Source organism: Paracoccus tibetensis (assembly GCF_900102505.1).
GTDB lineage: Bacteria > Pseudomonadota > Alphaproteobacteria > Rhodobacterales > Rhodobacteraceae > Paracoccus > Paracoccus tibetensis.
The window spans coordinates 57,731-80,836 of the sequence record NZ_FMVT01000001.1 but is presented as its reverse complement, the minus strand read 5'-3'; the positions used below and the strand labels follow the sequence as shown (position 1 = coordinate 80,836).

The window sequence follows — 23,106 nt, the reverse complement described above, 5'->3', positions numbered from 1 at the left end:
GGGGCCTCAGGACTGCTGGCCAAGGTCCAGGTAGCGCCGCACCAGGGCGCCGTCGCGCAGCATGTGCCCGCCGACCTCGACGATCTCGGTGCCCGACTCCAGCCCGAAGACGGTCAGCGCGGTGCCGTTCTCGGACGCGAGCCGGACGGGCAGAGCGCGCAGGCGCAGGCCGTCGCCCTGCGGCTCGACCGCATAGACGAGGGCCGAGCGGTCGGGCGCGAAGACCACGGCGCTGGCCGGCACGACAAGGCCGCCCTCGGGCTGGCGCTCGGTCACGGTGACGGTGATGCGGGTACCGGGGATCAGGCTCGCGGCGGCGGGCTGGGGCAGCTTCAGGCTGACGAGGTAGCTTTGCCCGGTGCCGGCGGTCTCGGCCGCGAACTCGGCCAGCTCCAGCGGGACGGGCGCATCCGTGCCCGGCAGGACGGCCGAGAAGCGCACGGCCTGAAGGCGGTTGCTGGCGGTCAGGATGCGCTCGGGCAGGTCGATCTCGGCCCGGACCTCGGACATGTCGTGCAGGCGCAGGATGGGCTGGCCCGGCTCGATGACGCTAAAGGGCGCGGCGATCCGCCGGGCCACGATCCCGTCGAAGGGGGCGTGCAGGGTGGCCGCGTTCAGGTTGCGCGTCGCATCCTCCAGCGCCACGACGGCCAGATCGCGGGCGGTCTCGGCATCCTCGAGCTGCACGCGGGGGGCGACGTTGCGGTCGGCCAGCTCGGTCAGGCGCGCCAGGTCACGCTCGGCCTGCGTCAGGCCCAGGCGCGCGCGTTCGAGGGCGCGCTCCAGCGGGGCAAGGTCCAGCCGGGCGATCACCTCGCCCTTGCGGACCGGGTCGGCGCCCGAGGGGCCGAGATAGTCCAGAAGCCCGCCGACCTCGAAGGCCAGGTCGACCGTCTCGCGCGCGGCGATGCGGCCGGGGAAGCGGCGCATCCGCTCGAGGCCGGACTGGCCGGCGACCACGGTCTTGACCATGGGGGCCAGCGGCGGCTGCGGGGATGCGCCCGCGGCGGGCCCCTGGGCCAGGACCGGCGCCGCGGTCAGGGCAGCCAGAAGAAAGGCGGTCACGAAATGGCGACATGGCTGGAACATGAGGGATATTCCTGCTGAAACTGCAATGAGACGAGAATCAACCTACCGTTCGGTAGGTAGATGATGCCAAAGCGCGGAGGAGTCAATGGACGGGCGCGACGAGTCGCCGACGGTCAGTCGGCGTCACGAGATCCTGCTGGTTTCGGCGGCAGAGTTCATCCGCAGCGGCTATGCCGGCACCTCCATGAGCAAGATCGCCCGCGCGCTCGGGATGCAGAAGGCCAGCCTCTACCACCACTTCCCCGGCAAGGAGGATCTGTTCGTCGCCTGCATCGACGAGGCCTTCGCCGGCACCCATCTGCGCCTCGAGGCCATCGCGGACGACGCGAGCCTCACCATCCGCGCCCGCTTCGAGGCGGCGCTGGACGAGCTTTACGCGATTTACCTTGGTCAGGAGATGGGAATGATGCCCGCCCTCATCGCCGAGGCCGCCGCGCGCATCCCCGCCATCGGCGAGCAGTTCTTCGACGGGCTCTTCGCCCAGCAGGACGCCGCGATCATGAAGGTGATCGAACAGGGAGTCGCGGCCGGCGAGTTCCGTGTCGAGAACCGCGAGGCGCTGGTGCACATGATCTTCGGCCCGATCATCATGGCCAGCATGTCCGTGCAGATGTTGTCGGGCAGCTCGCGCCGCGACTGCCTGGTGCCCTTGGACGAGCTGCGGCAGGGGCACAAGGCGATGCTGGTCGCCGCGATCACCCGGACGAACTGAGCCGGCGGGCAAGTCCGCAGGCGCGTAAGTCGGATCGAGGAAGATAAGATTTGGTGGAGCCAAGGGGAGGCTAAACCGAGGAGCCTGAGACCCCTAGAACCAGCTATTATTGACTTTTCTGCCCCATATGCTATCAGCATGACGCTATCAGCATGGCGCGGAAAGGTGGCCCAATGGCAGGCAAGAGCAGCAAGGGCGCGAACCGCCTTCTCCTCCTAAGTCGCAACGTGTGGTGGTTCCGCCAGCAGGTCCCGGCAGCCGTCCGCAAGGTGATCGCGGGGCCGCAGTTCATCATGGTCAACCTGCACACCGCTGACGTGATCGAGGCCAAGAAGCGCCGGGATGAGCTGGAAGCGCAGACGGCTATGCAGTTCCGCCAGATCAAGATGGGCCGAAGGACAACCCTAGAGCTGCCCGGCTGGAAACCCTCAGGCCCCCGCAAAGCCGCAACACTCGGGCCTTCCGAGCGGGGCGCCATCTGGCGAGAGACCTTGGCGGCATACGAAGACGCGGACGATGACGAGGCTCTGAGCTTTGCTCGCAGCGTTGCCGAGGATGAAGCCGACCAGCTCCGCAACGACACCCAGCGCCGCGCCTTTGCGGATGCCCTCACGGGGCGCGAGGAGGTTGCCCATCACCTAGACACTTACCTGTCCACCGCAGGGCTTGCCCCGAAGACCACTGAGGAGCGCCGAGGGCTGGTCATGAGGTTCGCCCGGTGGGCCACCGACAAGGGCCTGACGCTGGACCGCATCGACCGCAGACAGGCGGGCAAGTATGTGGGGGAGGTCATCGACCCCATGCACCCCGTGACGCAGAAGAAGCACCTTACCTCCCTGCGCTCCTACTGGAAGCACCTCGCCCGCCGCGGCCACATCGACCTGCCGCCTGGGATGCCCTTGGATGACGGGTGGCCGTGGAACGGGCAGCAGACGGTGAAGACTGGCAAGCGCGTGGAGCGGGGCAGCAAGAAGGAGGAGGAGCGGGCCTTCACTGACGAAGAGGTCAAGAAGCTCCTCTACTCGCCGTGGCCCATGAAGCGGCCGGAGTGGGAGAGTCAAATCAGGGATGCTCTCATCATTAGCCTGTTGTCCGGGATGCGGCTTGCGGAGGTGCTGACCCTGTGGGTTGAGGACGTTCACGATGGGGTCTTCGACATCCAGCAGGGCAAGACCGAGGCGGCAGCCCGCAAGGTGCCCATTCACCCGGACCTAGAGGAGATCGTTAAACGGCGCGTCGCAGGCAAGACCGGGAAGGACTGGCTGTTCCACGGCTTGAAGACCGAGCGGGACCCAGGCGACACCTTCGGAAAACGCTTCAAGAGGTTCCGCGAGGGCGTCGGAGTGGATGACAAGCGCGAGGGCACCAGACGGTCCCTCGTCAACTTTCACTCGGCCCGGCGCTGGTTCACCACCAAGGCGAGACATGCGGGGCACCCAAGGGAGACCATAGCGGAGATCGTGGGCCACGCCGCGGACAAGAAGGACGTGACCTTCGGGGTGTATGCGAAGGGTGCCTCGGAGGTGCAGCGGAGGGCTTGTGTGGGGGACGTGAAGTTGCCTGTGAGGGAGTGACCTCAGGTCGAGTCTTGGTCACTCCCAGGGGTTCGTTAGTGGCAGTGAACGGTGCCTGTGCTGTTGTCCATGTGGCAGCACTGGCCCGGAGGGGAGGACTTACGGCAGCCGCCCCCATGTGCGACGGCAGCTGTGGTGACCGACGACAGGCCAAGGATGGCCAAGCTCGCTGCGATAATGACGTTCTTCAAGAAAACCTCCATCATACTGATGCCAAACTTGTTGGACTCATCCGCAAGTCGTCGGCGCGCCCTTTGCCACAACTTCTTGCCAGTTATCGCCTAGCTGCTCGCGGGCAGAGAGGGCGTTCTTTGCTTCCGGGCTACCCTCCGGCACGACGCGCACCACCATGTCCTGCTTGTGGTTGCCGCTCCAGAAATCAGAGTTGTGCGAGTCGCCTGCCAAGACGAACTTGTCGTGGCCGCGCCGAATCACCTCAACCGATGCGCTCTTGAACGCAACATTGCGGGCACCATTCGGACCGCAAGCCGGTGCCGCTTGAGTGGCGACCTTGAAAGTGTCCTTCGACATCGGCTGGATCGAGGTTTGCGCGCAGGCTGTGACGAGGAGGAGTGCCCCCGCTGACAGAACAGATACTAACTTCATCTTGATACACCTTAACGGAAATTACGCGGCGGAGTTGACGCGCCACCTCCAGCTACACGGTTTTGTGAGGCGACATATCGACTTTTTTGTCAGTGTTTTAACGAGCCGTGCTGGGTATGGCAGAGCGGCCACATCTACCTGAGCGTGTGCCGCTCGGCCTCGGTCGGCTCCTCGTAGACAGGTGCCTCCTTCGGCTCGGGCCGCTGGGCCTCCTTCCACTTGGCGTGAAGGCCCCGCACGGTGCGGACGCGAGGGTGCAGCCTCCGGGTCTCTTCGAAGGCTGCCTCGTCGGCGGCGGCCCACATGGCGGCCTGCTGGTCGCCGGGGTGGATGTCCTTATCCAAGTTAGATGAGGTGAGCCACCGCCCAAAGCCCCGATCATCTGAGGAGAACAACTTCCGCCCCTCGTTCAGGGCAGCCCCTTAGACCAACCACCCCTCCAGCATCTTGTCCTCCCCCGCGGCCACCATGCGGAGACCTTGGCGGGCAGCTTCGGCAAGACGCTGGGTTTCCGTGAGGGAGGGGCGGCTAAAGACCATCATCAGATGCTTCTTCTCGCCTAGGTCTGTGTGGAGGAGGCTTTAATACCAGCTCTTTCCGCAATCCATATCGAACATATGATCCTGCTAATCGAAGAGGAAACCAACAACTAATCCCAGAACAACAAGAATAGCTATGGCTCCAAAGAACGCATCGACCAACGCCGTTCCTGACCTTTCCTCCACGTCGCCTTTCAGCGCCAGCTTGTTTCTTTGCTCAATTCTTTTTCCAAGTTCAATGTTCCGTCTTCTCTCCTCCCTTTCTTCTTTTTCCCTGGCTTTAGCTAGTGATAATTGCTTTCGTTCATTCTCCTGCCTGCTTTTCCTCTCTTCTTTGGCTGAAGAGATGCCTTCACGAACTCTCCTAGGAATATCTCTCAGATTGTCTCTTTTTATTTGCTCCACACGAAGTTTGATATATTCAAACCTCGCTTTATCCTCGTTGCCTTCAGAAAGCACATACGCCTTTGCCAGCAGAGCGCGGTCTACGATCCCGCTTCCATATTCACTCAGCGCGCGCCGGTATAACTCTTCATCTCTTGCCACAACCATCGACCCCTAATTTCAACTTTCAGCAGGCATCTGTTATCATCATAATCGTCTAGGTTCCAATGCGCCGACCACAGCAGGAGCGTGCTCTTTCATCCTGTCCTCATAGCCTGACGGGTGGGCGACCATACCAAGCATCAAATTCTCCGCAAAGACTTGTTTGGTAGTTTTGTCCGGTTTGGCGTTAGCGTGCGGTGCCGGAACATTTTGCCGCACAGTTATGGGAGTTAGAGATAGATAGAGAGGAACGCGCGTTCCCCCGTAGGGTGCCCCTCCGTGTGCGCCAGAAGGTGCCCTTGAGATGCCCTCCGCACCGATGTCTCCACTTGCGGGATAATCCCATTTGTGTAGCTAAAACAATACTTTACATGATAATTAACCTAGGCGTATGGCTTGAGGAGGCGCCGAGAATGCGCCGCTTTCACAGCCAGGGACAGAACTCAATGAACATCCAATTCTCCGCCGACATCTGCCTCACCAGCTGCTACATCGAGACGCCCAACTGGGAGTTCACCCTTTGCAGCCGTGCGTATGCTGACGAGGTGCTTTGTAGCTGGGATGCTGGCTTGATCGCCTACGATCTGGAAGTGAACAGCGCGAGGGGCTGGCAGCGGAGCCTGCGGTTGTCCTTTGTGGCTGCCTTTCTGGTTCGCCGTTGAGGCCACCGAGCGGTTCACCAGCCGAGACCCCAAGGGCTGCATCGGAGACGGCGCGGCCTTTCTCTTTGGCAGGCTGTCTCACACGGGCAAGGTCTAGTGACTCATGGCTTCCGAGAATGCTGCCTGCTGGTTTTGCTGCGTCTCACAAATTCGCTTGAAGTTTTGAGACAGCCCTCTCATGTTGTCTAAGACCCATTTGAGAAGGATCGAGACCATGATCGTTGGATACGCCCGCACCTCCACCACCGACCAGAAGGCAGGACTTGAGGCGCAACTTCGGGACCTCCGCGCGGCATGCTGCGAGGACATCTACCAGGAGGAGGTATCCTCGGTTGATACGGCGAAGCGCGAGAAGCTGGCCGAGGCCCTCCGCTTCATCCGCAAAGGGGACGTTCTGGTTGTCTCCAAGCTGGACCGCTTGGCTCGCTCCGTCGCCCACCTGAATGAGATCGTGAAGGAGATCGAGGGCAAAGGAGCCAGCCTCCGCATCCTCGACATGTCCATCGACACGGGCACCCCGAACGGGCGCCTGATGTTGAACCTCCTGGGCAGCATCGCGCAGTTCGAGCGGGAGATCATGCTCGAACGCCAGCGCGAAGGCATCGCCAAGGCCAAGGCCGAAGGCAGATACAAGGGCCGCAAACCTACTGCCCGCGCAAAGTCCGAGGAGGTGCTGCGAATGGTGAAGGAGGAGGAGCTGCCTGCAGCCGAGGTGGCGAAGCGCCTGGGCATCAGCAGGGCGAGCGTCTACCGGGTGTTGGCTGATCGAGCGGCGGCGCGAGGCTGATCGAGAACGGGACACGATCATCCCCACCTTGTGACACAACGACCCACGACGGACTGCCCGCCCGCCACTTCCCCTCTCAGAACCCGCCACAGACCCCTGCGGTCCCCTCTCAGGACGCCCGCCAGGCCAAGCCCGGTGCCTACCCGCCCGGCAACCTTCACGAGCTGCCAGCGGTGCCCCGCACGGTGCTCATGGAGGGGCCGAGACAATCATCCCCACCTAGTGACGTAACAGAGCCGGAGGACAGCCCGATCTACGCCCATCGCCTGAAACGCCCGCAGGACGCTGCGGTGCTCCCTCAGGAAGCCCGCGAGGCCAAGCCCGGTGCCCACCCACCCGGCCGCCCCTAGAGGCCGCCAGCGGTGCCCTGCACGGTGCTGACTGAGGATTCAGACGATCATCCCCACCTAGTGACGTAGCAGACCCGGAGAACGGCCCGCCCTAGGCCCACCGCCTGAGATGCCCGCAGGACGCTGCGGTGCCCCCTCAGGACGCCCGCGAGGCCCTCGCTGCACCCCAACCCACCGGGGAACCTCTGAAGGCCCTCAGCGAGTCCCTGCGCGGCATCCACCGCCCCTCGCAACGCATCCCGTCACAATATCCCCACCTTATGCACAAAAGAACCCGAACGGGTTGATGCCGCCTGCCGGTTTTTCACGGTCTCACCCCGAAACTTCCCGGCCGCAACTGAGTGTGTGGGCGTCAGTGGGCTTTCAAATCCGGTCCCCGCGCCAAGTCCACCCTTAGCCCACCTCCGCGAACACCTGCTGGCCCATTGCCAGCGGTCCCCTTTTCGCATCCCGTCACCACATCCCGAAGGACACCACGCCAATGGCCAGCAGAGCCAACCGCCGCAATGACGGCAGCAACCCAATGTTCATCTCCGACCTGCGCCAGCTCACCGCGCGTCATCTCCCGGAGACCATCGGACGAAGCCGAGATGTTACCGAGTGGTCCACCACCAGGATGCGCCCGGAGGTGGCCACGGTCATCGACGCCCTGACGCAGCGCCATGCAGATGCCACCGGCCGGGAGATCACCAAGAGCGAGATCATCGCCGCGGCGCTCAACCTGTCTTTGCCCGTCCTCTCTGCCCATGTCTTCCCCGTTCGGGGTGCCCGGTAGTGGCCTTGGACGCGGCACCGCAAGACAGCGGAGACCCGTTCTGCCCGAAGTGCGGGGTTCAGTTCGCACCACGACGAAGCAACCAAAGGTTCTGCGATAGGGAGTGCCAGAAGGCTGCCACCCGAAACAGCGCCAGAGGTTCCCGGAAGGCGGAGAACGCGCAGCGCAATCGAGACCACCACGGCCGAGCTGCCACCCTCTGCTACGACCTCAACCGGATGCCCGCGTGGCAGCGCCTGCCGTTCGTCTCTCGCCTCATCGTGGCCGCAAAGGATGGGGACGCGAAGTTGCGGAACATCCTCACAGACCCCAGCCTGCTAGGCGCGGACAGATCATCCGGCATAGGCAAGCTCTATCCCGACAGCCACAACGCCGACGTGCTGAACATCGCCAAGGAGGCAAATGCCTACTGCCGGCAGCGGTGGGGCATCAGCATCAAGACCGCCCTCGGGTCCACCTGCGCGGTTCAGATCGAAGCGGAACCCGAGGCGCACCTTCAAGGCCCCACCAAGGAGACCTACTGGCAGCGGCTCAAGCGCGAGGGGAAGCTCGGCTTCAAGGCGCAGCCCGTCACCGGCAACTATGACTGGCGCGAGCTGGCCCGCGTGATGCGAGACCCCGGCTGGGGCCGCTACTGGCATGTTGACGAAGCAGCCGCCGAGGCTGATGCCCGCTAATCCGCCCTCCGCATATATAATATAATAGGGAAACCCTCTGGGTGGCCCTGAAGGGGCTGAACTTCATCGCGGTCACCATCAAGGGAAGCACCCATAGAGGTGCCCCATGAGGCAGCCTGAAGGGACGCCTGCCTTCGGCAAGGTCAGCTTCAGATTGACCTCATCGCACTACGGTAGCGGCTCAACTTCGTGAAGATCATCTCATTGGGTCTTCGACGCGGAGCGTCCCCCGAACGCCTACCATGAGCATCACCTGAAGGCGCATCCGATTTTATCGGGGCCAACTTCAGGGACTCCTCATCTTCCCACCTAAAGGACCCACTTCATGCCCCACCCCCGCACTGACACAGCATGGCTCCTCGTTCGCCGGGCCACCAACATGAGCGACGAGACCATCATCGACGCCACCGGCATCCCCGCGGAGACCCTTCAGGAGATGCGCCAGAGGTCCCGTGAGATGGCCGAGATGGGCCATCGACCGCGCGGCCACTGGACACGCGATCAGGTCCGCGCCGGGGCCATCTTCGTGACCGACCGCGCGGGGCAGCCGGAAGGGTGAACCTGTCATGTTCCCCCTGAAGGACAGCCTACGCTTCCCGCCGTTCGGCTGGCCTGAGCTTCCCCCGCAGGTGCCCCCAGCTCCGCCACCACCTTCACCCACACCCTCGACAACACCGTAACGCGCGCCCCGCAGGTTCTCCTGACGGGGCCTTTTCATGCCCAGAAAGTGACACACCATGAACGCCATCCTCCGCCAAGCCTTGAGCATCCAGCCGCAGGAAGCCCCTCAGGCACCCGCGCTGTCCGACCTCATCCCCGCCCGTGCCCGTGCCCTCGGGTGCATCGACTTTGAAGACTACTGCGACCTCATCGACCGAGAAGCCACCGCTCACCTATCGGGTGCCAACTTGGTTCGCATCTCCCGCCTCCGTCAGCAGCGGCGCCCCCGCGCCTTCTTCGACCGCAACTATGGTCTGCATGGTCTCTCCGTCTGCCTGAACCGCAACCGCACGATGTTCGCAAAGGTCGATGCGGCCGACTGGATCGAGATGCAGGAGATGGGGGCTAACGGCCTCTGGCAGGGTCTCGATACCTTCTACGGCATCTACGTCTACACGGCGCTGCCGTTAAAGCGCCAAGCCGCCACCGAGAAGGTCCCCACAGCGCGCCTCATCCTAGATCTGAAGCCACATGAACAGGTGCGCTTCCTAGACGGAGACCCGCTGAACCTTCGCCGCTACAACTTGGCTGTCAGTGAGCAGTCGTCCATTGGGCGGCCGGCCCGTCACGATGCCCGTCAGGTTGCCCAGGAAGCAGCCGCACACCGCACCGAGATGGTCTCCTCCCGCCGCACCTTCGACGCCCTCCGGTAACCAGCACCCACACAGGCCGCTTCTGGTGGCTGTGGAGTGGGAAGTTCGGGGAACCTCTCAGGCACATTCACCCCGAATAGGGAACCACCCTCCACGGCCTCCCGAGGCGGCCTGCATCACGCGCGCCTCATCAAGAACCCCATCAAGATCATCTAAAGGAAACCCCATCATGGGCACCGAATACAACGCCTTCACCGACACCTTCAGCAACGCCAGCTTCAGCAACGGCCCCGCCAAGGCTGCACCAACCTACGAGGTTGGCAGCGGCGGCCGCGAGCTGACCTTCCGCACCGATAACCGCACCGGCCAACAAATCGGCACCCTGACACACGACGGAGGCGGAGAAGTTCGCAGCAGCGACTTCGCGCGCGGCGCCGGGATCGAGCGCTCCATCCTCAGTCCCACGGGCAGCCCTGTGATGAACCGCAGCTACCAACCCAGCGACACCGTTGAAGTGGGTGGGCAGCGAATGGCCCTCAGCATGGCGGCGAACCTGGGTTTTGTTCGCATGGATGGGCAGGGCGGATACTCTTTTAGCGGCAATGGCGACGAGGCCCGCGCCTCGGGGGCAGCCGATGAAGGGCAGCCGCAGGGGCAACAGGACGATGCACCCGCGAGTGACACCTTCCGCGCCTCCGACGAGGCCGAGACGGCGCTGACGAGCCTGACGCAGACCCTCCCCCACGATGCCCAGATGGCCGCGCTTAATGTGATGGTGGAGACCGGCGACATTAGCCAGGAGATGGTCACGCGCATGGCCGAGCGGAGCGGGCAAGACCCGGCAGCCCTGGCGCAGCAGATCGAGCAGACCCGCGCTGGCTTCTACGACGCGGTGATGAGCCGCATGGGCGGCCTCGGGGTCCATGACGACGAGTTGTTCGGCCAGTTTGTTGAGGGCGACCCCGCATTGACCCGGCAGATGCAGCAGGCCGTCAGGGATATGATGGTCCAGAACGACGCCTCGGGCTTCGATGGCCTTGCCCAGAAATTTACTGCGGCCCTCGACCGCATCGACCCGGATGCAGTCATGGACGCGCTAGACGCCTCGGGCATCAAGCACCGCCGCGGCGATGGGGGCACCATCCTGATGACCCTGCCGGGGACCGGAGAGGTTTCCTATCGGGAAGCCGTGCGGATGGGTCTCGTCAAGGTCTCCCGCGCCTGAGCTGAGGCCGCGGAATATTTCAGCAAAGAGAACCGAGGGGCTGCCTGAGTGCAGCCCCTTTTGCATTTTCGGTTTTAGTTCACCCCAGTTGCGCCACTACCCGCAAGGCCGTTTCGAGCCGAGGCTATCGCGCTTCCGCCGAGAACAACCTTCTCCCTTGGTCGCTCTGAGCCGTCGCACGCAGAGCCTTCTCCTGCCGCTCGCGCCACAGGCGGGCGTTGTTGCGCAGCTCAAGCGACCTGATCAAGAACTTATGCATCTTCAACCATCGCCAACGCCGGCGTCTCAGCAGTGAATGCGGGCGCAGCAAGAGCGGTTGGTCTGAAGTAGACTACCGACCCGCGGCAGCACGACCTCGCTCGACAGGATACTCATGCTGCTTGCAGCCATTCAGCAAAACGTTGGCGGCGCTGCGGACCACGAACACCAGGCCCTCCCTCCATGAAAGCATCGTCCGCGACATAAACAGTATGTAACTGACGCAATGTTGGGTTAGCATGCCAAGGATGACAATGAATGGCTTCAACCCAATGCCCGACATTCAGCGCAACGCTAACTATTTCGAAGTTCTACGCCGACTTGCTGCCGCAGGCAGTACATTGCTTGCGCTAGCCGCAGTTCCATCATCCTCTTACTCACAAGAATCTCCTTCCGCAAGAGAGATGCTTCAGGTAATTGAACAGATGCTGGAAGACGAATTTGGGCAAGCCGAAGGCGATCTAGCCGATCTTCCAGTGGTGGCAGGTTCGGCGGTAAAGGAGATGTACGGCACCCATATCCAGTTGGATATTCATCGGCAGTATATCGAGGATGTGCTAGTTCAAAAGCTGAATGAAGTTCCCTTGCTTTATGAAGTATACATAGGCTGTGACGGTAATTCTGGATACGCTTCCCTCAACCTCGATCCATCTTCACCCTTAAGGGGGGCCTACGAATACCTCCTGCTCGTGGACTATCTAAGGTTTACGTTTGATGTAGCTAATGTACCTCGCAGTCGATACGAAGCATGGATCAATGCTCAAATAGATGCAGCACAAAACCTGATCAGTCATAATGATGGTGATGCACATGGTGATCTGCAGCGTGCAGCGCTTGAAGCAACCGAACTATCATACCAGCTATACACCGAGGGCTTGATCGGTAAACCACTGTTGTTCTTTTCAGAACCCGCTTGCGGGGGTTCCCCCAGCTGGCCCGTCGTGAGTTTTAGCACAGAACCTCCAAATGCCCGGCTGTATTTACTTTCTGAGTTTGAATTTCGATTGTGCATCTTCGGCGGCAATGAGGGGTTTGACATTGAGGCTTGCCAATGGAGAGATGTCGACGTGGTCGCAGGGGGATTGCAGATCGCAGGGACCTTTATGTACATTGGAATATGGTCAGACGGGCGGACGCGCACCGGGCGCATTTTCGTTGACCCCGCCCGACCCTCTCCCGATGATCCATACGTGATCAAGTTCTAAAATGTCGGGCCTTGATGACTTCAAGAAAACCCTCCGTGAATTTCGCGGCCTTGCGCTTTGGGCAACGGCTGGAACAGGGTTACTTCCTATCCTTGGCCACTTCGCTGAAGTAGCGCCAGTATGGCCGTCGAACTCTGCTCTACTGACCTCAATCTGCATTCTCATAGTTCTGGCTCTATGTTTTCAGACACTTCGGTCGGCCCCGAAGAAACGAGTAACCCGAGTCATGTTTGTTAGCTCTGGGATCATGTTCTGGATGCTTGGAACATACCTTGTCCTGTCCCTACAATTCGTGGTGAGCGTTGGAAGACCGTCTCAACGTATCGTATTAGGATGCGGATGGAATGAGCTGACGCGCGATGTGGCAACGGAATTCGGTGCCCGCCCATCAGTGTCCTGCCCCGGCAACTACAGAAGACTTTTGGCTGCTGCAGAATACGATTCCACAGCGATCTATGAGATTTGGCCACTGACGGCTATAAAATTTATCACTTTTACTTCGTGGCTTATGTTCTTTTGCGGCTTTTCCATAGCCGTCGGCGCCTTCGTCATTCACCAGATGCGGGTTCGGTGAAACTGCTTTGTCGCATCCGGAATCCCGGGGTGATAAGTCATGCCGTCAGGTGGTTGCCACAGGTCTTAAAGAACCGTCCCGCGGGAGAACGACCCTAGGAACATGCCCGCGATGATAACCAAGGAGCCTTGGAAGTCCGTCTTCCAATTCCGCAGCTTCATGCTGGCGTCCTACTCGAAGCAGCTTCTTTCGGGCATCCATCACCGTGACTGGGAGACCTTCTCCTCCTTCGCAACGTCCACGCACTTCGGCCGCCTGTTCTATGCCGAGCAAACGGTGGTGAACGCCCAGGGGCGGGCAGACAGGTAGGACTATCTCGAATGGCGGCTGTCCCCGGAAAGCATCGCCAAGGCATCCTTCCAGCGGGCCGGATTTAGGTCTCTCATTTCGCTGGGAGTGGACCCTCACCGGGATGAACGGGATGGGGCCTGTCTTCGATTTCCCGTCCAGCGTCCTGGCAAGCGGCGTCTGGGGCAACCCGACGTGGGACCCGATGCAGGGCGTTCAGAGGGGCCTTGAAGGCATCGTCGCGCCGCTCGTGAACAGTGACCACGAGGTTTCCCAGCACGACTACCGGGCCATCACCTCAACGCTGATGTTCCAGAACGCCTTTGGGATTCGCAACGCACTGTCGGCGCTTAGGGTTGACCTCCCGCGCTACTGAACTTGACTCTGACCCCTCTCAACAGAACTATGAGGGGTCGGTCCCACTATGTCGCCCTCTAACCAACGAAGGTACCTACTGTCGTATTCTGCGTCGGTAAGCTCTGCGCGGGGCCAATGCGGAGGGCAAGTGGCGTGGGGCACGAGAACACTCCCATCGCCGAAAGTGTGATCAAGTAGCTCGACGGGAAAAAGCATCCCAGAATGGTCCGTGCCGAAAACACTCTTTGTTCGCAGAAGCCTGATGTTCCTGAACCTCAATCCCCATACGAGACGCTGACTCGCGTCTGCGTTGTCCTTTCCGAAGTCTAACACGATTCCGAGCAGATCACCGCTGATCGTCGCGGCATTAAGTGAGGCACTCATAAAGAAAGCTCTGTTGACTTCGGTTCCTCTTCTGTTGGGCAAGAATTGAAGGGAACTTCCCTTAAGCTGGGTTTTTACCAAATGGGTATGGGAAAGTCTGACGCCGGCGAGGTTACTGCTGTTCAGATCGGCATATGACAGGTCTGCTGAATCAAGTTTCGCGCGTGAAAAGCCAGCTCTTGCGCCGCTTATCCAGGTAAGCTTTGCATTTATGAGATTGCAGTATGAGAAGTCAGCATCTGCGCAGAACGCCCCCTCAAGCAAGCTTTCTTTCAGATTAGCATGTGCAAAGCGCGCCCTCGTGAGATCGCATCTCCTCAGGTTAGATTGCGACAGGTCAAGCCTGTAGCCAATGCTCCCACCGTCCGGGTGCTGCTTCTCAATTCCTATTTGTGTTAAGCTGCGCCGGCCAATCACTGTCAGTGCCAGTTGTATATCGCTTCTTGGTCGCTCTAGCTCCATAATCCACTTGTATGGCGGATTCTTGATCTTCTCTCTCAGGGAGTTCTCGTCAACGCCTTCAGGATACATTCCGAAAGTTGCTTTAGATGCAGGCGCGTTGTGTCTTACGTATGCACACAGGATTTCCATTACTCGAACATGGTCGCGACCATTGTCATGTCTCGTAGAATCTTGAGCAATTCTCTCTAGTGAAAGTATTGCTCCTATACGGACTTCGATGTTCGGAGATGTCTCCTTGAAGACCTGCCACGGCCCCTCAATTCCGATAGCCTCATTCTCTTCAATTTCGACACCTTCACCCTGCCACTGGATCAATGTCCGCTCCTCAGGCCAAGTAGAAATCGTGGCGTACCATCCCTCGTCTGTTTCTTCCGTTTCGTCATTCCAATACTCACGCCACGACTTCAAGCCCATCCGCGTTCTGGGCTGGTCTTGAAGCTGTTTCGCGGCTTCTACATGGTACAAGACTCTCTCCGGCTGGCCAGTCCATATCGTAACCGGCCGACCAATTCGTTCGACCGCCTTCTCGGCGCCTAGTTGCTCGACCGCTTTGCTGATGCGATCGGTCATATGGCCCTCCTTTTGAAACATGACCGATTGCTGCTTGAGTATCGTTCCCCAAATAACTAAGGGCGCGCCTAGGAAAGCAGCAATAAGGGCGCCCGTACTAAGTGTTGTGGTCCCAGATGCAAAGATGGTCTTGGCTAGAAGAACGATCGCTGCAATCAGCGCAAGGAAAAATAAAAGCCCGATGATTGCACTCAAGAGCGGTCCAAGCGGGCGCGCCACGTTCCAGTCAGGCGTGTTCGTGATGCCGAGCCAATCCGTAAAGCTTTCGGCTCTCTTTGAATGCTTGTTCATCTGAATGTTCCTGAGCAACTTCAGTGACGCTAGACGGCAACTGCACATGCCTCAAGTCAGCCGCTATCGCGTGATTTGCATACATAACGGAGGGTCCGCGCATAGTGGACCTGCTATCAGCATGGCACTATCAGCGCATCAGCATCTTCCAGATAACTGGCTGATAACACAACGAAAGATGTAAATGGTGGAGCCAAGGGGAGTCGAACCCCTGACCTCTTGAATGCCATTCAAGCGCTCTACCAACTGAGCTATGGCCCCACCGGAGGTCCGCAGCGGCGCCGTGCGTCGGCTGCGTGAGGGGTCGTATAAGGACGGCCCAAAATGGCCGCAAGGGGAAAAACGACGGGTGCTGGAAGTTTTCATCGGGACTCGCGGACGCCCTGCACCGCAGGCCAGCGCCTGCGCCGGGCGGTCCGCAATGGAAGCCGCCCGGGCATGGAAAAGGCCGCGCGGGTGGCGCGGCCTTGGCGGGATTCACGATCTGACAGGGACGGGATCAGTCCTCGTCGGTGTCGGCGACGTCGGCGATGTCGTCCAGCGACACGTCGGCGTCGTCATCGTCCTCTTCCAGCAGGTCGTCGTCCAGCTCGCCCGCATCATCGGCGATGTCGTCCTCGTCATCCACCAGCGCGTCGTTGCTGCGGGCCGCCACCTTCTCGGGCACGATCGTCTTGCCGCGTCCGTCCGTCAGGCTCTCCAGCGTGAACTGGTTGCCGCAGGCGGGGCAGGTCATCGGGTTGGTGCGCAGGTCGTAAAACCGGGTCGCGCAATGCGGGCACAGGCGTTTCGTGCCCCATTCCTCTTTGGGCATGGTAATCTCCTTCAGCCGCGATTAGGGAAATCCGGCGACCCCCTGCCACAGCGGCCAAAGGGTGTCAAAGGCTTTCTCTGGCAGGCCGCGGGCTGCAAGGCAAGGGGGCAGGCGCGATGCGCAGCATCACCATCGAGGGCGGCCTGACCGTCGCGCTCCGCCGCTCGGCCCGTGCGCGGCGCATGGTCCTGCGCGTGCCCCATGCGGGCGGCGAGGCCGTGCTGACCCTGCCGCTGCACGCGCCGCTGGCCGAGGGCGAGGCCTTCGCCCGGTCCCGCCGGTCCTGGCTGGAGGCGGCGCTGACGCGGCGTCCGGCGCCGCGATGCGTGGCGCATGGCGCCCTGCTGCCGGTCGAAGGCCGCCCGCTGGCCGTCACCCCCGCCCCTGCCCTGCGCGCGCCCCGGATTGAGGCGGACGCGCTGCTGGTGCCCGAGGCACGGCCGGCCGGCCCGGTCGTCGCCGCCTTCCTGCGGCAGCTGGCGCTGGCGCGGCTGCGGCCGGAATGCGACCGGCTGGCGGCGCTGCTGGGGCGCGAGGCGCGGGCGATCGTGCTGCGCGACACCCGCTCGCGGTGGGGCAGCTGCACGAGCGACGGCCGGCTGATGTTCAACTGGCGCCTCGCGATGGCGCCGCCACAGGTCCTGGCCTATGTCGCCGCCCACGAGGTCGCGCATCTGGCGCATATGGATCACTCGCCCCGCTTCTGGGCCGCGGTCGAGCGGCTGATGCCCGGCCACGCGCCGCAGCGCGCTTGGCTGAAGCAGAACGGCGGCGGGCTGATGCTGTGGCGCTTTCGCGATTGACGCGCGCCCCCTTTGTGATCACACCTGCGCCATGACGCCCGCCGATCCCGCCGCGCATGAGCGGCTCTACCGTTCCCTGCGCAGCCGGATCATGCTGGGCGAGTTGCCGCCCGGCAAGGCGCTGACGCTGCGCGGCATCGCACGCGAATACCACCTGTCGATGACCCCCGCGCGCGAGGCGGTGCGGCGGCTGGTGGCCGAGGGCGCGCTGAGCCTGTCGGGATCGGGCCGCGTCGCGACGCCCGAGCTGTCGGACGAGCGCATCGAGGAACTCGCCGCCCTACGCGCCCTGATCGAGCCGGAACTGGCCGCCCGCGCCCTGCCCCGTGCCCATTTCGCGCTGATCGACCGGCTGGCGACGATGAACGGCCGCATCGCCGACGCGGTCGAGCGTCATGACGCGGTCGGCTACATCCGCTGCAACCTGGATTTCCACCGCATGCTCTACCTGCGTGCGCAGGCGCCGGCGATGCTGGCCATGCTCGAGACGATCTGGCTGCAGCTCGGCCCGACGATGCGGGCGCTCTACGGCCGGGTGAAGCGCAACGAGCCGCCGCGCCACCACCGCATGATCCTGGCCGCGCTGCGGGCCGGGGACGAGCCCGCGCTGCGCCTGGCGGTCCGCGCGGATGTCACGCACGGACTGCGCCACCTGACCGGGCCCGAAGGGCGCGGCTAGCGCGTCCGGCGCGGCGCGGCCTCCGGCTCGGGGGCGCCGCCCCGCGTGCCCGGCCGCAGCACCTTCAGCGCCGCGCTGCCGAGAAGCAGCATTGCCATCGACAGGTCCGCCGTGGGCGATTGGGCCGCCACCGGCGCCCGGCCCGGACCGCCACGGCGCGACCCCGCGCGGTCCTGATCCTGCCGCCGCGACCCGGCACGCCCGGCATCGGTGGTCTCGCCCCCGGCCGGCGGCGGCGTGTCGGCCTTGACGGCTTGGCGCTGGCCCATCGGCTCGGGCGCGCCGGTGGTGGTGTCGCGCGCCGTCTGCTGCTCGATCTCGGCGTTCAGCTCGGCCCCGGCCAGGATCACGAACGAGGACAGCCACATCCAGGTCAGCAGGACGATGACGCCGCCAAGCGTGCCGTAGGTCTCGGTATAGCTGCCGAAGTTCTGGACATAGATGGTGAAGGCGGCCGTGCCGATCATCCACAGCGCCGTCGCCGCGACCGCGCCCACGCTGACCCACCGCCATTTCGGCTCGGCCCGCGACGGCCCGAAGCGGTAGAGCGCGGCCAGCGCCAGCATCACGAGGACCGCCATCACCGGCCAGCGCAGCAGGCCGACGACCGTCTCCAGCACCGGCGGCAGGCCGAACATGCCGATCAGCGAGGGCAGCAGGATCATCAGCCCGATGCCCGCGGCCGTGCCGAGGATCGAGGCAAGGGTGATCGCCAGCGCCGTCAGGTACAGCTTGACCATGCCCCGAGTCTCTTCCTCGTCATAGGCGATGTTCAGCCCCTCCATCAGCGTCAGAACGCCCTTCATCGCGCCGTAAAGCGCCACCGCGATCCCGAACAGCGCCACGAGGCCCGTGCCGGTCTGGTCGCCCGTGGTGACCTTGACGACCTGGTCCTGCACGATCCCGGCCGCCTCGGCGGGCAGGACCGCGGCGGCGCTTTCCAGCTGGCCCGCGATGTCGGCCGGATCGAGGATCAGCCCCGCGATGGACACCAGCGCCGCGATGGCCGGGAAGATCGAGAGGAGCGCGTAGAAGGCGATCCCCGCAGCGACGACCGAGATATGGTCCTTGGCGATCTCGTCCTTGACCCGCCAGAGGATCTGCTTCCAGCCGCCGGAGGGGATGCCTCGGGGCGTGTCGGCATCCGCGCTGGACCCAGCAGTCCTGTCACCTTGAGCTTGTCGGGCCATGGCCTCGTCCTTCTTCTTGCCGGGCCAACCCGTCTCGGGCGCACCCGGATTGCGTGCGTGATCTGTGCCCCCAATCGCCGGCAGAGGTGTTTGTTCCCCCGGCCGCCGCTTCATCTGCCGCTGGAACAAAGGAGGGGCGGCGCGGTTCTCACCCCCATGTCACGACCCGGACGCCGCAGGAGCGGCGCCGTCGTTCCACGAACGGGGAGGATTCCCATGACTTCAGACCAGCACCACGGATCGGCCGGAGGCGACGAGCTTGGCCTTGGCGAGTTGAAAGAGCAGGCCAGCCAGAAGGTGTCGCAAGTCGCCGACAGCCTGAAGCAGGAGGCCGCGCGCCGCGAGGACAGCATCCGCGACAACCTGTCGAAGCAGGCGGACAGCCTCGCCTCGGCCCTGCGCTCGGCCAAGTCCGAGATCGACCCGCAATCCGGCATCGGCAAGATGTTCGACTATGCCGCCGACAGCGTCGGCAGCATGGCCCACAGCCTGAAAAGCGCGGACACCGCCGAGATGGTGGACAGCGTGCGCAGCTTCGCGCGGGAACGTCCGGGCGCCTTTCTGGGCCTCTGCGCCCTGGGCGGCTTCGGCGCGGCGCGCTTCCTGATCGCAGGCGCCCCTAGCGCGGGCCGCAGCACCGGCACCGGCATGACCGGCAGCCATGGCCGCACGGGCAGCCAGACGGGTCTTGCAGATCGCAGCGGCGCCAGCCTCGCCTCGCAGCAGCAAGGCGGACAGGCCAGCATCCACGGCCACGGCAGCGGCGCGTCCGGCGGCACCAGCGGCAGTCACATGGGGAGCGCGGGAAGCGCCAGCCCGACCGGCAGCGGCATGAGTGGCGGCAGCGGCTCGGGCATGAGCGGCTCGGGCACCACGGGCAGCGGCACCACCGGCAGCGGCACGGCTGGCAGCGCCACGGGCAGCGGCGTCGGGGGCGATCTCGTCGGCAACATCGGCGGGAACTCGACGGGCACCGGCAGCAGCAGCGGCGCCGAGAAGGCGCGCGTTCCGGGCTACGGCAACGCACCCGGCACCTCGGGCACGGGAGGCGGACAATGAGCGATCGCACCGCAGATCTTGGCCAGACCGGCACCCGCAGCCACAACCCTGCATCACTGGCCTCGGAGGCCCTGCGCCTGTCGGGCGATCTGGTCCGCAAGGAGATCGCCCTCGCCAAGGCCGAGATGGGCCAGAACGTCCAGCGCGCCGGCGTCGCGGTGGGCTTCATCGTCGCGGCTGCCGTTATCGGTATCGTGACCATCAACGTGCTGGTCGCGGCGCTGGTCGCGGCCTTGGCCGAGACGGACCTCGGCCCGATCTGGAGCGCGGTCATCGTCGGCCTCGTGCTGGCGCTGCTGGCCTACATCCTGCTGCGCAAGGGGATGAGCGATCTCAAGCCCGAGGCGCTGATGCCGTCCCGCACCGTCCAGAACGTCCAGCGCGACGCACATGCCATCAAGGAGGCATATCATGACAAATGAGTCCCAGGACCCCGCACTGATCGAACGCGACATCGAGCAGGACCGCAACGCCCTGCGCCGCACGCTCAACGACCTGCAGGACGAGCTGTCGCTGGACGGCTTCGCCCGCCGCGTCACGGACAAGTTCCGCGAGAACGGCGGCGAGTGGGCCAATTCCGCCAGCGAGGCGGCGCGGTCCAATCCGGTCGCGCTGGCCCTGACCGGCGTCGGCCTCGCCTGGCTGATCTTTGGGCGCGGCTACGACCCGACCCACCGCCAGGTCAGCCACGATGTCCCGCGCCGTCGCACCGCGCCGGATCGTGACTGGGACCGCGCGACCCGCAGCTACGGCGCCAGCGGCGAGTTCAGCGACCGGACGGGCGGCAATGGCGGCAGCGTCTCCTCCGCCTCGGGCGGCAGCGACGCGTGGGGCGGCAGCGCCTCGACCGAAACGGGCCATGCGTCCGGCGGCAGCGGCGGCAGCGGCGGCACCTCCAGCCGCGACCAGCATGACAGCATGACCGACCGGCTGCGGCGCAAGGCGCATGACTGGCGCGACAGCGTGTCGGACAGCTCCAGCCAGCTGCATGACCGCCTGAGCGCCGGCACCGAGGATCTGAGCGATGAGGCTCGCCGCCGCGTCACCGAGGCGCGCCGCCAAGCGCTGGAGGCGCGCGATGCCGCCGCCCGCAAGCTGCGCGCGGGCAGCCGGACCGTCTCGGACGGCTATGACCGCGAGCCGCTGCTGTTCGGCGCCGCGGCCCTTGCGGTCGGCGCGGGTCTAGCCTGCCTACTGCCCCGCACCCGGCAGGAGGACGAGCTGCTCGGCAGCTACTCGGACCGGCTGTTCCACGAGGCCGAGAGCATCTTCGAGGAGGAGAAGGCCAAGGTGCAGGGCGTCGTCTCGGCCGGCCTCAGCGAGGCGAAGTCGGCCGCCGCGCAGGTCACCTCGACCGTGAAGGATGAGCTCGGGAAGAACCTCGACAACAACAGCGGCAGCGGCGGAAGCGGCGGCAGCGGGACCAGCGGCAGCTCGACCAGCAGCGGAACCAGCAGCGGCACGTCGGGTGCGGATGCAGGCTCCGGCACAAGCGTGGCCTCCAGCTACTCGGCCGACCGCCCCGGCTCGTCGCTCTAGAAACGGCCCCTTCGGCGCGCCGCGACAGCTTCGCGGCGCGCCACCTTCAAACGCACCTGTTGCGGGGCCGCCGGGGCATGATCTGGTGCCGGACGCGTCCGACGCTCGGTCACTTCGGCAGGCGCACCAAACAAGACCTGCAGCGCATGAGCGCCCTGCCGCCACGAGCGCGGCAGGGTGCATTTCCCGCATGGGCAAGCGCGTGCGGATTGGCGATAATGGTCGACCCCTTGCAGATCGAAGGACCAGGACCCTGCGCAAGACCAGTTTCCCCGGCGGCATCGACGCCTCGGACGGCGACGTTCCGGGGCATTGCACGCGCGCGCTCGATCCCGGCTCGCATCCGGCCCCTCTTCCTTTCGCCCGGCCCGACATCGGCGAGGACGAGATCGCCGAGGTCGTCAGCTGCCTGCGCTCAGGCTGGCTGGGCACCGGCCCGCGCTGCGCCCAGTTCGAGGCCGACTTCGCCACCCATCTCGGCGGAGACGTGGCGTGCATCTCGGTCAATTCGGCCACCGCCGGGCTGCACCTGGCGGTCGAGGCGTTCGGCATCGGTCCCGGCGACGAGGTGATCGTCCCCGTCCACACCTTCACCGCCACCGCCGAGGTCGTTCGCTACGTCGGCGCAGATCCCGTCTTCGTCGATGTCGAGCCTGGAAGCCTGAACATCGACGTCTCGAAGATCGAGGCAGCGGTGACGCCGCGCACCCGCGCCATCATCCCGGTCCATTACGCGGGACTCGCCTGCGACATGGCCGCGATCCTGAAGATCGCCCGGCGCCACGACCTGCGCGTCATCGAGGACGCGGCGCATGCCCTGCCGACCACCTTCAACGGCACCCGGATCGGCGCGCTCGGGAGCGACGCGACGGTCTTCAGCTTCTACGTGACCAAGACGCTCGCCACCGGCGAGGGCGGGATGCTGGTCACCCGCAACGCCGAGGTCGCCAAGCGGGCGAAGGTCATGCGCCTGCACGGGATCAACCGGGACGTCTTCGACCGCTACCGCACGGGCGGGAACTGGTACTACGAGGTCATCGCGCCGGGCTTCAAGTACAACCTGACCGACATGGCCGCCGCCATCGGCCTGCACCAGTTGCGCCGCCTGAACGAGATGCACCGCCGCCGCCAGCAGATCGCCGAGGCCTATCTCGCGCGGCTCGCGGACCTGCCGCTGCGCCTGCCTTTGCGCGCACGGGCGGGCGATCTGCATTCCTGGCACCTCTTTCCCGTCCGCCTCACCGAGGGGGCCGGGCTCAGCCGAGACGCGCTGGTGGACAGCCTGGCCGCCGCTGGCATCGGCACCAGCGTCCACTACATGCCGCTGCACCTGCACCCCTACTGGCGCGACAGCTGCCACCTGGCGCCCGAAGGCTTCCCCGTCAGCACCGCCGCTTATGAGGCTCTCGTCAGCCTGCCGATCTACAGCAAGATGACGGACGAGGACGTTGATCGCGTGATCGCGGCCTGCCATGACGCGCTTGGCCGGGAGACTGGTCGATAAGCGCCATTCTGTCTACCTGCCGCTGCACCGCAGCTTCACAATGGAAGGAGCAGACGCCAAGAGGAAAAGCCGCTTCACGAATGGGGTGGCAGGATGGCTCCATAAAGGCTGCGGAAGCCCGAAGAGCCGAGCGTCGGCATGATCAAGCAGCAGGAGGCCGGAGTGGCTACGGCGGAAGCATGGCGGCGTCATAGGCTCGGCTCCGCCTGATGCTGCTCGACGGGGTGGTGTAGCTGGCGCTGAAGGTCGCGGTGATCCTCGGCGATGGCCTGTT

The 23,106-nt window shown here is 63.9% G+C and carries 25 protein-coding genes and 1 tRNA gene; 18 read left to right on the top strand and 8 right to left on the bottom strand.

Features of this window, described 5'->3' with window-relative positions:
- Positions 1 to 6: 6 nt before the first annotated feature.
- Positions 7 to 1,089 carry an efflux RND transporter periplasmic adaptor subunit gene (locus BLP73_RS00410; RefSeq protein ID WP_090739551.1) on the bottom strand — a complete coding sequence of 361 codons (1,083 nt, stop codon included), beginning with the start codon at positions 1,087 to 1,089 and terminating at the stop codon, positions 7 to 9.
- Between the two features lie 85 nt (positions 1,090 to 1,174).
- Between BLP73_RS00410 and BLP73_RS00405 the strand changes: the two genes are divergently transcribed.
- Both BLP73_RS00405 and BLP73_RS00400 read left to right on the top strand, forming a co-directional pair.
- Complete coding sequence (locus tag BLP73_RS00405; RefSeq protein ID WP_090739550.1) at positions 1,175 to 1,801, top strand: TetR/AcrR family transcriptional regulator; 627 nt, start codon at positions 1,175 to 1,177, stop codon at positions 1,799 to 1,801.
- A 173-nt stretch (positions 1,802 to 1,974) separates the two neighbouring features.
- Entirely contained in the window at positions 1,975 to 3,375 is a 1,401-nt protein-coding gene (locus BLP73_RS00400) for a tyrosine-type recombinase/integrase (protein ID WP_090739549.1), read from the top strand.
- Positions 3,376 to 3,603: 228 nt separating this feature from the next.
- On the opposite strand, the gene BLP73_RS00395 is transcribed toward BLP73_RS00400, so the two are convergent.
- From BLP73_RS00395 to BLP73_RS18895, 3 genes are all read right to left on the bottom strand, one after another.
- A complete protein-coding gene (locus BLP73_RS00395; RefSeq protein ID WP_245686481.1) occupies positions 3,604 to 3,981 on the bottom strand; it encodes a hypothetical protein in 378 nt (125 codons plus the stop codon).
- Between the two features lie 134 nt (positions 3,982 to 4,115).
- On the bottom strand, positions 4,116 to 4,325 hold the full coding sequence (locus BLP73_RS00390) for a hypothetical protein (protein WP_090739548.1): 210 nt from the start codon (positions 4,323 to 4,325) through the stop codon (positions 4,116 to 4,118).
- A gap of 282 nt (positions 4,326 to 4,607) precedes the next feature.
- On the bottom strand, positions 4,608 to 5,072 hold the full coding sequence (locus BLP73_RS18895; RefSeq protein WP_139165859.1) for a hypothetical protein: 465 nt from the start codon (positions 5,070 to 5,072) through the stop codon (positions 4,608 to 4,610).
- Positions 5,073 to 5,512: 440 nt separating this feature from the next.
- On the opposite strand from BLP73_RS18895, the gene BLP73_RS00385 reads away from it, so the two are divergent.
- The 10 genes from BLP73_RS00385 (at position 5,513) to BLP73_RS00345 (ending at position 13,556) form a co-directional block, all read left to right on the top strand.
- The gene (locus BLP73_RS00385; RefSeq protein ID WP_139165858.1) at positions 5,513 to 5,728 is read left to right on the top strand and encodes a hypothetical protein; all 216 of its coding nucleotides are present in this window, start codon (positions 5,513 to 5,515) and stop codon (positions 5,726 to 5,728) included.
- A gap of 214 nt (positions 5,729 to 5,942) precedes the next feature.
- Positions 5,943 to 6,515, top strand: coding sequence for a recombinase family protein (locus BLP73_RS00380; RefSeq protein ID WP_090739546.1), 573 nt, complete (start codon positions 5,943 to 5,945; stop codon positions 6,513 to 6,515).
- A gap of 831 nt (positions 6,516 to 7,346) precedes the next feature.
- Positions 7,347 to 7,640 carry a hypothetical protein gene (locus tag BLP73_RS00375; RefSeq protein ID WP_090739545.1) on the top strand — a complete coding sequence of 98 codons (294 nt, stop codon included), beginning with the start codon at positions 7,347 to 7,349 and terminating at the stop codon, positions 7,638 to 7,640.
- Between the two features lie 218 nt (positions 7,641 to 7,858).
- Positions 7,859 to 8,317: a hypothetical protein gene (locus BLP73_RS00370; RefSeq protein ID WP_139165857.1), complete on the top strand. Its 459-nt coding sequence runs from the start codon at positions 7,859 to 7,861 to the stop codon at positions 8,315 to 8,317.
- 379 nt (positions 8,318 to 8,696) lie between these two features.
- A complete protein-coding gene (locus tag BLP73_RS00365) occupies positions 8,697 to 8,876 on the top strand; it encodes a hypothetical protein (protein WP_139165856.1) in 180 nt (59 codons plus the stop codon).
- A 178-nt stretch (positions 8,877 to 9,054) separates the two neighbouring features.
- Positions 9,055 to 9,690 (top strand): hypothetical protein, encoded by a 636-nt coding sequence (locus BLP73_RS00360; protein ID WP_090739542.1) that lies wholly within the window; start codon positions 9,055 to 9,057, stop codon positions 9,688 to 9,690.
- 169 nt (positions 9,691 to 9,859) lie between these two features.
- Positions 9,860 to 10,855 carry a hypothetical protein gene (locus BLP73_RS00355; RefSeq protein WP_090739541.1) on the top strand — a complete coding sequence of 332 codons (996 nt, stop codon included), beginning with the start codon at positions 9,860 to 9,862 and terminating at the stop codon, positions 10,853 to 10,855.
- 512 nt (positions 10,856 to 11,367) lie between these two features.
- On the top strand, positions 11,368 to 12,318 hold the full coding sequence (locus BLP73_RS18890; protein WP_139165855.1) for a hypothetical protein: 951 nt from the start codon (positions 11,368 to 11,370) through the stop codon (positions 12,316 to 12,318).
- 676 nt (positions 12,319 to 12,994) lie between these two features.
- Entirely contained in the window at positions 12,995 to 13,201 is a 207-nt protein-coding gene (locus BLP73_RS00350) for a hypothetical protein (protein WP_090739540.1), read from the top strand.
- A 103-nt stretch (positions 13,202 to 13,304) separates the two neighbouring features.
- Positions 13,305 to 13,556: a hypothetical protein gene (locus tag BLP73_RS00345; RefSeq protein WP_139165854.1), complete on the top strand. Its 252-nt coding sequence runs from the start codon at positions 13,305 to 13,307 to the stop codon at positions 13,554 to 13,556.
- Here the strand turns inward: BLP73_RS00345 and BLP73_RS00340 are convergent.
- The 3 genes from BLP73_RS00340 to BLP73_RS00330 all read right to left on the bottom strand — a co-directional run bounded on the left by BLP73_RS00340 (position 13,550) and on the right by BLP73_RS00330 (position 16,058).
- Positions 13,550 to 15,244 (bottom strand): pentapeptide repeat-containing protein, encoded by a 1,695-nt coding sequence (locus tag BLP73_RS00340; RefSeq protein WP_175453181.1) that lies wholly within the window; start codon positions 15,242 to 15,244, stop codon positions 13,550 to 13,552. The two genes, BLP73_RS00345 and BLP73_RS00340, sit on opposite strands and share 7 nt — an antisense overlap.
- A 185-nt stretch (positions 15,245 to 15,429) precedes the next feature.
- Positions 15,430 to 15,505 (bottom strand) — tRNA-Ala (locus BLP73_RS00335).
- Between the two features lie 238 nt (positions 15,506 to 15,743).
- On the bottom strand, positions 15,744 to 16,058 hold the full coding sequence (locus tag BLP73_RS00330; protein WP_090739536.1) for a TIGR02300 family protein: 315 nt from the start codon (positions 16,056 to 16,058) through the stop codon (positions 15,744 to 15,746).
- A gap of 116 nt (positions 16,059 to 16,174) precedes the next feature.
- On the opposite strand from BLP73_RS00330, the gene BLP73_RS00325 reads away from it, so the two are divergent.
- Together BLP73_RS00325 and BLP73_RS00320 are read left to right on the top strand one after the other, a co-directional pair.
- Entirely contained in the window at positions 16,175 to 16,861 is a 687-nt protein-coding gene (locus BLP73_RS00325; RefSeq protein WP_090739534.1) for a M48 family metallopeptidase, read from the top strand.
- Positions 16,862 to 16,892: 31 nt separating this feature from the next.
- Complete coding sequence (locus BLP73_RS00320; RefSeq protein ID WP_090739532.1) at positions 16,893 to 17,540, top strand: GntR family transcriptional regulator; 648 nt, start codon at positions 16,893 to 16,895, stop codon at positions 17,538 to 17,540.
- Here the strand turns inward: BLP73_RS00320 and BLP73_RS00315 are convergent.
- Positions 17,537 to 18,730 carry a YihY/virulence factor BrkB family protein gene (locus BLP73_RS00315; RefSeq protein WP_090739530.1) on the bottom strand — a complete coding sequence of 398 codons (1,194 nt, stop codon included), beginning with the start codon at positions 18,728 to 18,730 and terminating at the stop codon, positions 17,537 to 17,539. The genes BLP73_RS00320 and BLP73_RS00315 overlap by 4 nt on opposite strands.
- Before the next feature lie 216 nt (positions 18,731 to 18,946).
- On the opposite strand from BLP73_RS00315, the gene BLP73_RS19265 reads away from it, so the two are divergent.
- The 4 genes from BLP73_RS19265 to BLP73_RS00290 all read left to right on the top strand — a co-directional run bounded on the left by BLP73_RS19265 (position 18,947) and on the right by BLP73_RS00290 (position 22,832).
- Positions 18,947 to 19,789: a hypothetical protein gene (locus BLP73_RS19265; RefSeq protein WP_175453180.1), complete on the top strand. Its 843-nt coding sequence runs from the start codon at positions 18,947 to 18,949 to the stop codon at positions 19,787 to 19,789.
- Positions 19,786 to 20,211: a phage holin family protein gene (locus BLP73_RS00300; RefSeq protein ID WP_090739524.1), complete on the top strand. Its 426-nt coding sequence runs from the start codon at positions 19,786 to 19,788 to the stop codon at positions 20,209 to 20,211. Before BLP73_RS19265 ends, BLP73_RS00300 begins: the two co-directional genes overlap by 4 nt.
- Entirely contained in the window at positions 20,201 to 21,328 is a 1,128-nt protein-coding gene (locus tag BLP73_RS00295; RefSeq protein WP_175453179.1) for a DUF3618 domain-containing protein, read from the top strand. Before BLP73_RS00300 ends, BLP73_RS00295 begins: the two co-directional genes overlap by 11 nt.
- A 190-nt stretch (positions 21,329 to 21,518) precedes the next feature.
- Complete coding sequence (locus BLP73_RS00290) at positions 21,519 to 22,832, top strand: DegT/DnrJ/EryC1/StrS family aminotransferase (RefSeq protein WP_090739520.1); 1,314 nt, start codon at positions 21,519 to 21,521, stop codon at positions 22,830 to 22,832.
- Positions 22,833 to 23,106 lie beyond the last annotated feature (274 nt).

Bases quoted from the DNA above. Each gene is read 5' to 3' on its own strand.
- BLP73_RS00385 (WP_139165858.1), top strand. From the start codon at position 5,513: ATGAACATCCAATTCTCCGCCGACATCTGCCTCACCAGCTGCTACATC.
- BLP73_RS00360 (WP_090739542.1), top strand. From the start codon at position 9,055: ATGAACGCCATCCTCCGCCAAGCCTTGAGCATCCAGCCGCAGGAAGCC.
- BLP73_RS00370 (WP_139165857.1), top strand. From the start codon at position 7,859: ATGCCCGCGTGGCAGCGCCTGCCGTTCGTCTCTCGCCTCATCGTGGCC.
- BLP73_RS00290 (WP_090739520.1), top strand. From the start codon at position 21,519: ATGGGCAAGCGCGTGCGGATTGGCGATAATGGTCGACCCCTTGCAGAT.
- BLP73_RS00410 (WP_090739551.1), bottom strand. From the start codon at position 1,089: ATGTTCCAGCCATGTCGCCATTTCGTGACCGCCTTTCTTCTGGCTGCC.
- BLP73_RS00295 (WP_175453179.1), top strand. From the start codon at position 20,201: ATGACAAATGAGTCCCAGGACCCCGCACTGATCGAACGCGACATCGAG.
- BLP73_RS00355 (WP_090739541.1), top strand. From the start codon at position 9,860: ATGGGCACCGAATACAACGCCTTCACCGACACCTTCAGCAACGCCAGC.
- BLP73_RS19265 (WP_175453180.1), top strand. From the start codon at position 18,947: ATGACTTCAGACCAGCACCACGGATCGGCCGGAGGCGACGAGCTTGGC.
- BLP73_RS18890 (WP_139165855.1), top strand. From the start codon at position 11,368: ATGAATGGCTTCAACCCAATGCCCGACATTCAGCGCAACGCTAACTAT.
- BLP73_RS00330 (WP_090739536.1), bottom strand. From the start codon at position 16,058: ATGCCCAAAGAGGAATGGGGCACGAAACGCCTGTGCCCGCATTGCGCG.
- BLP73_RS00345 (WP_139165854.1), top strand. From the start codon at position 13,305: ATGAACGGGATGGGGCCTGTCTTCGATTTCCCGTCCAGCGTCCTGGCA.
- BLP73_RS00340 (WP_175453181.1), bottom strand. From the start codon at position 15,244: ATGAACAAGCATTCAAAGAGAGCCGAAAGCTTTACGGATTGGCTCGGC.
- BLP73_RS00320 (WP_090739532.1), top strand. From the start codon at position 16,893: ATGACGCCCGCCGATCCCGCCGCGCATGAGCGGCTCTACCGTTCCCTG.
- BLP73_RS00400 (WP_090739549.1), top strand. From the start codon at position 1,975: ATGGCAGGCAAGAGCAGCAAGGGCGCGAACCGCCTTCTCCTCCTAAGT.
- BLP73_RS18895 (WP_139165859.1), bottom strand. From the start codon at position 5,072: ATGGTTGTGGCAAGAGATGAAGAGTTATACCGGCGCGCGCTGAGTGAA.
- BLP73_RS00315 (WP_090739530.1), bottom strand. From the start codon at position 18,730: ATGGCCCGACAAGCTCAAGGTGACAGGACTGCTGGGTCCAGCGCGGAT.
- BLP73_RS00375 (WP_090739545.1), top strand. From the start codon at position 7,347: ATGGCCAGCAGAGCCAACCGCCGCAATGACGGCAGCAACCCAATGTTC.
- BLP73_RS00350 (WP_090739540.1), top strand. From the start codon at position 12,995: ATGCCCGCGATGATAACCAAGGAGCCTTGGAAGTCCGTCTTCCAATTC.
- BLP73_RS00405 (WP_090739550.1), top strand. From the start codon at position 1,175: ATGGACGGGCGCGACGAGTCGCCGACGGTCAGTCGGCGTCACGAGATC.
- BLP73_RS00300 (WP_090739524.1), top strand. From the start codon at position 19,786: ATGAGCGATCGCACCGCAGATCTTGGCCAGACCGGCACCCGCAGCCAC.
- BLP73_RS00325 (WP_090739534.1), top strand. From the start codon at position 16,175: ATGCGCAGCATCACCATCGAGGGCGGCCTGACCGTCGCGCTCCGCCGC.
- BLP73_RS00395 (WP_245686481.1), bottom strand. From the start codon at position 3,981: ATGAAGTTAGTATCTGTTCTGTCAGCGGGGGCACTCCTCCTCGTCACA.
- BLP73_RS00365 (WP_139165856.1), top strand. From the start codon at position 8,697: ATGAGCGACGAGACCATCATCGACGCCACCGGCATCCCCGCGGAGACC.
- BLP73_RS00380 (WP_090739546.1), top strand. From the start codon at position 5,943: ATGATCGTTGGATACGCCCGCACCTCCACCACCGACCAGAAGGCAGGA.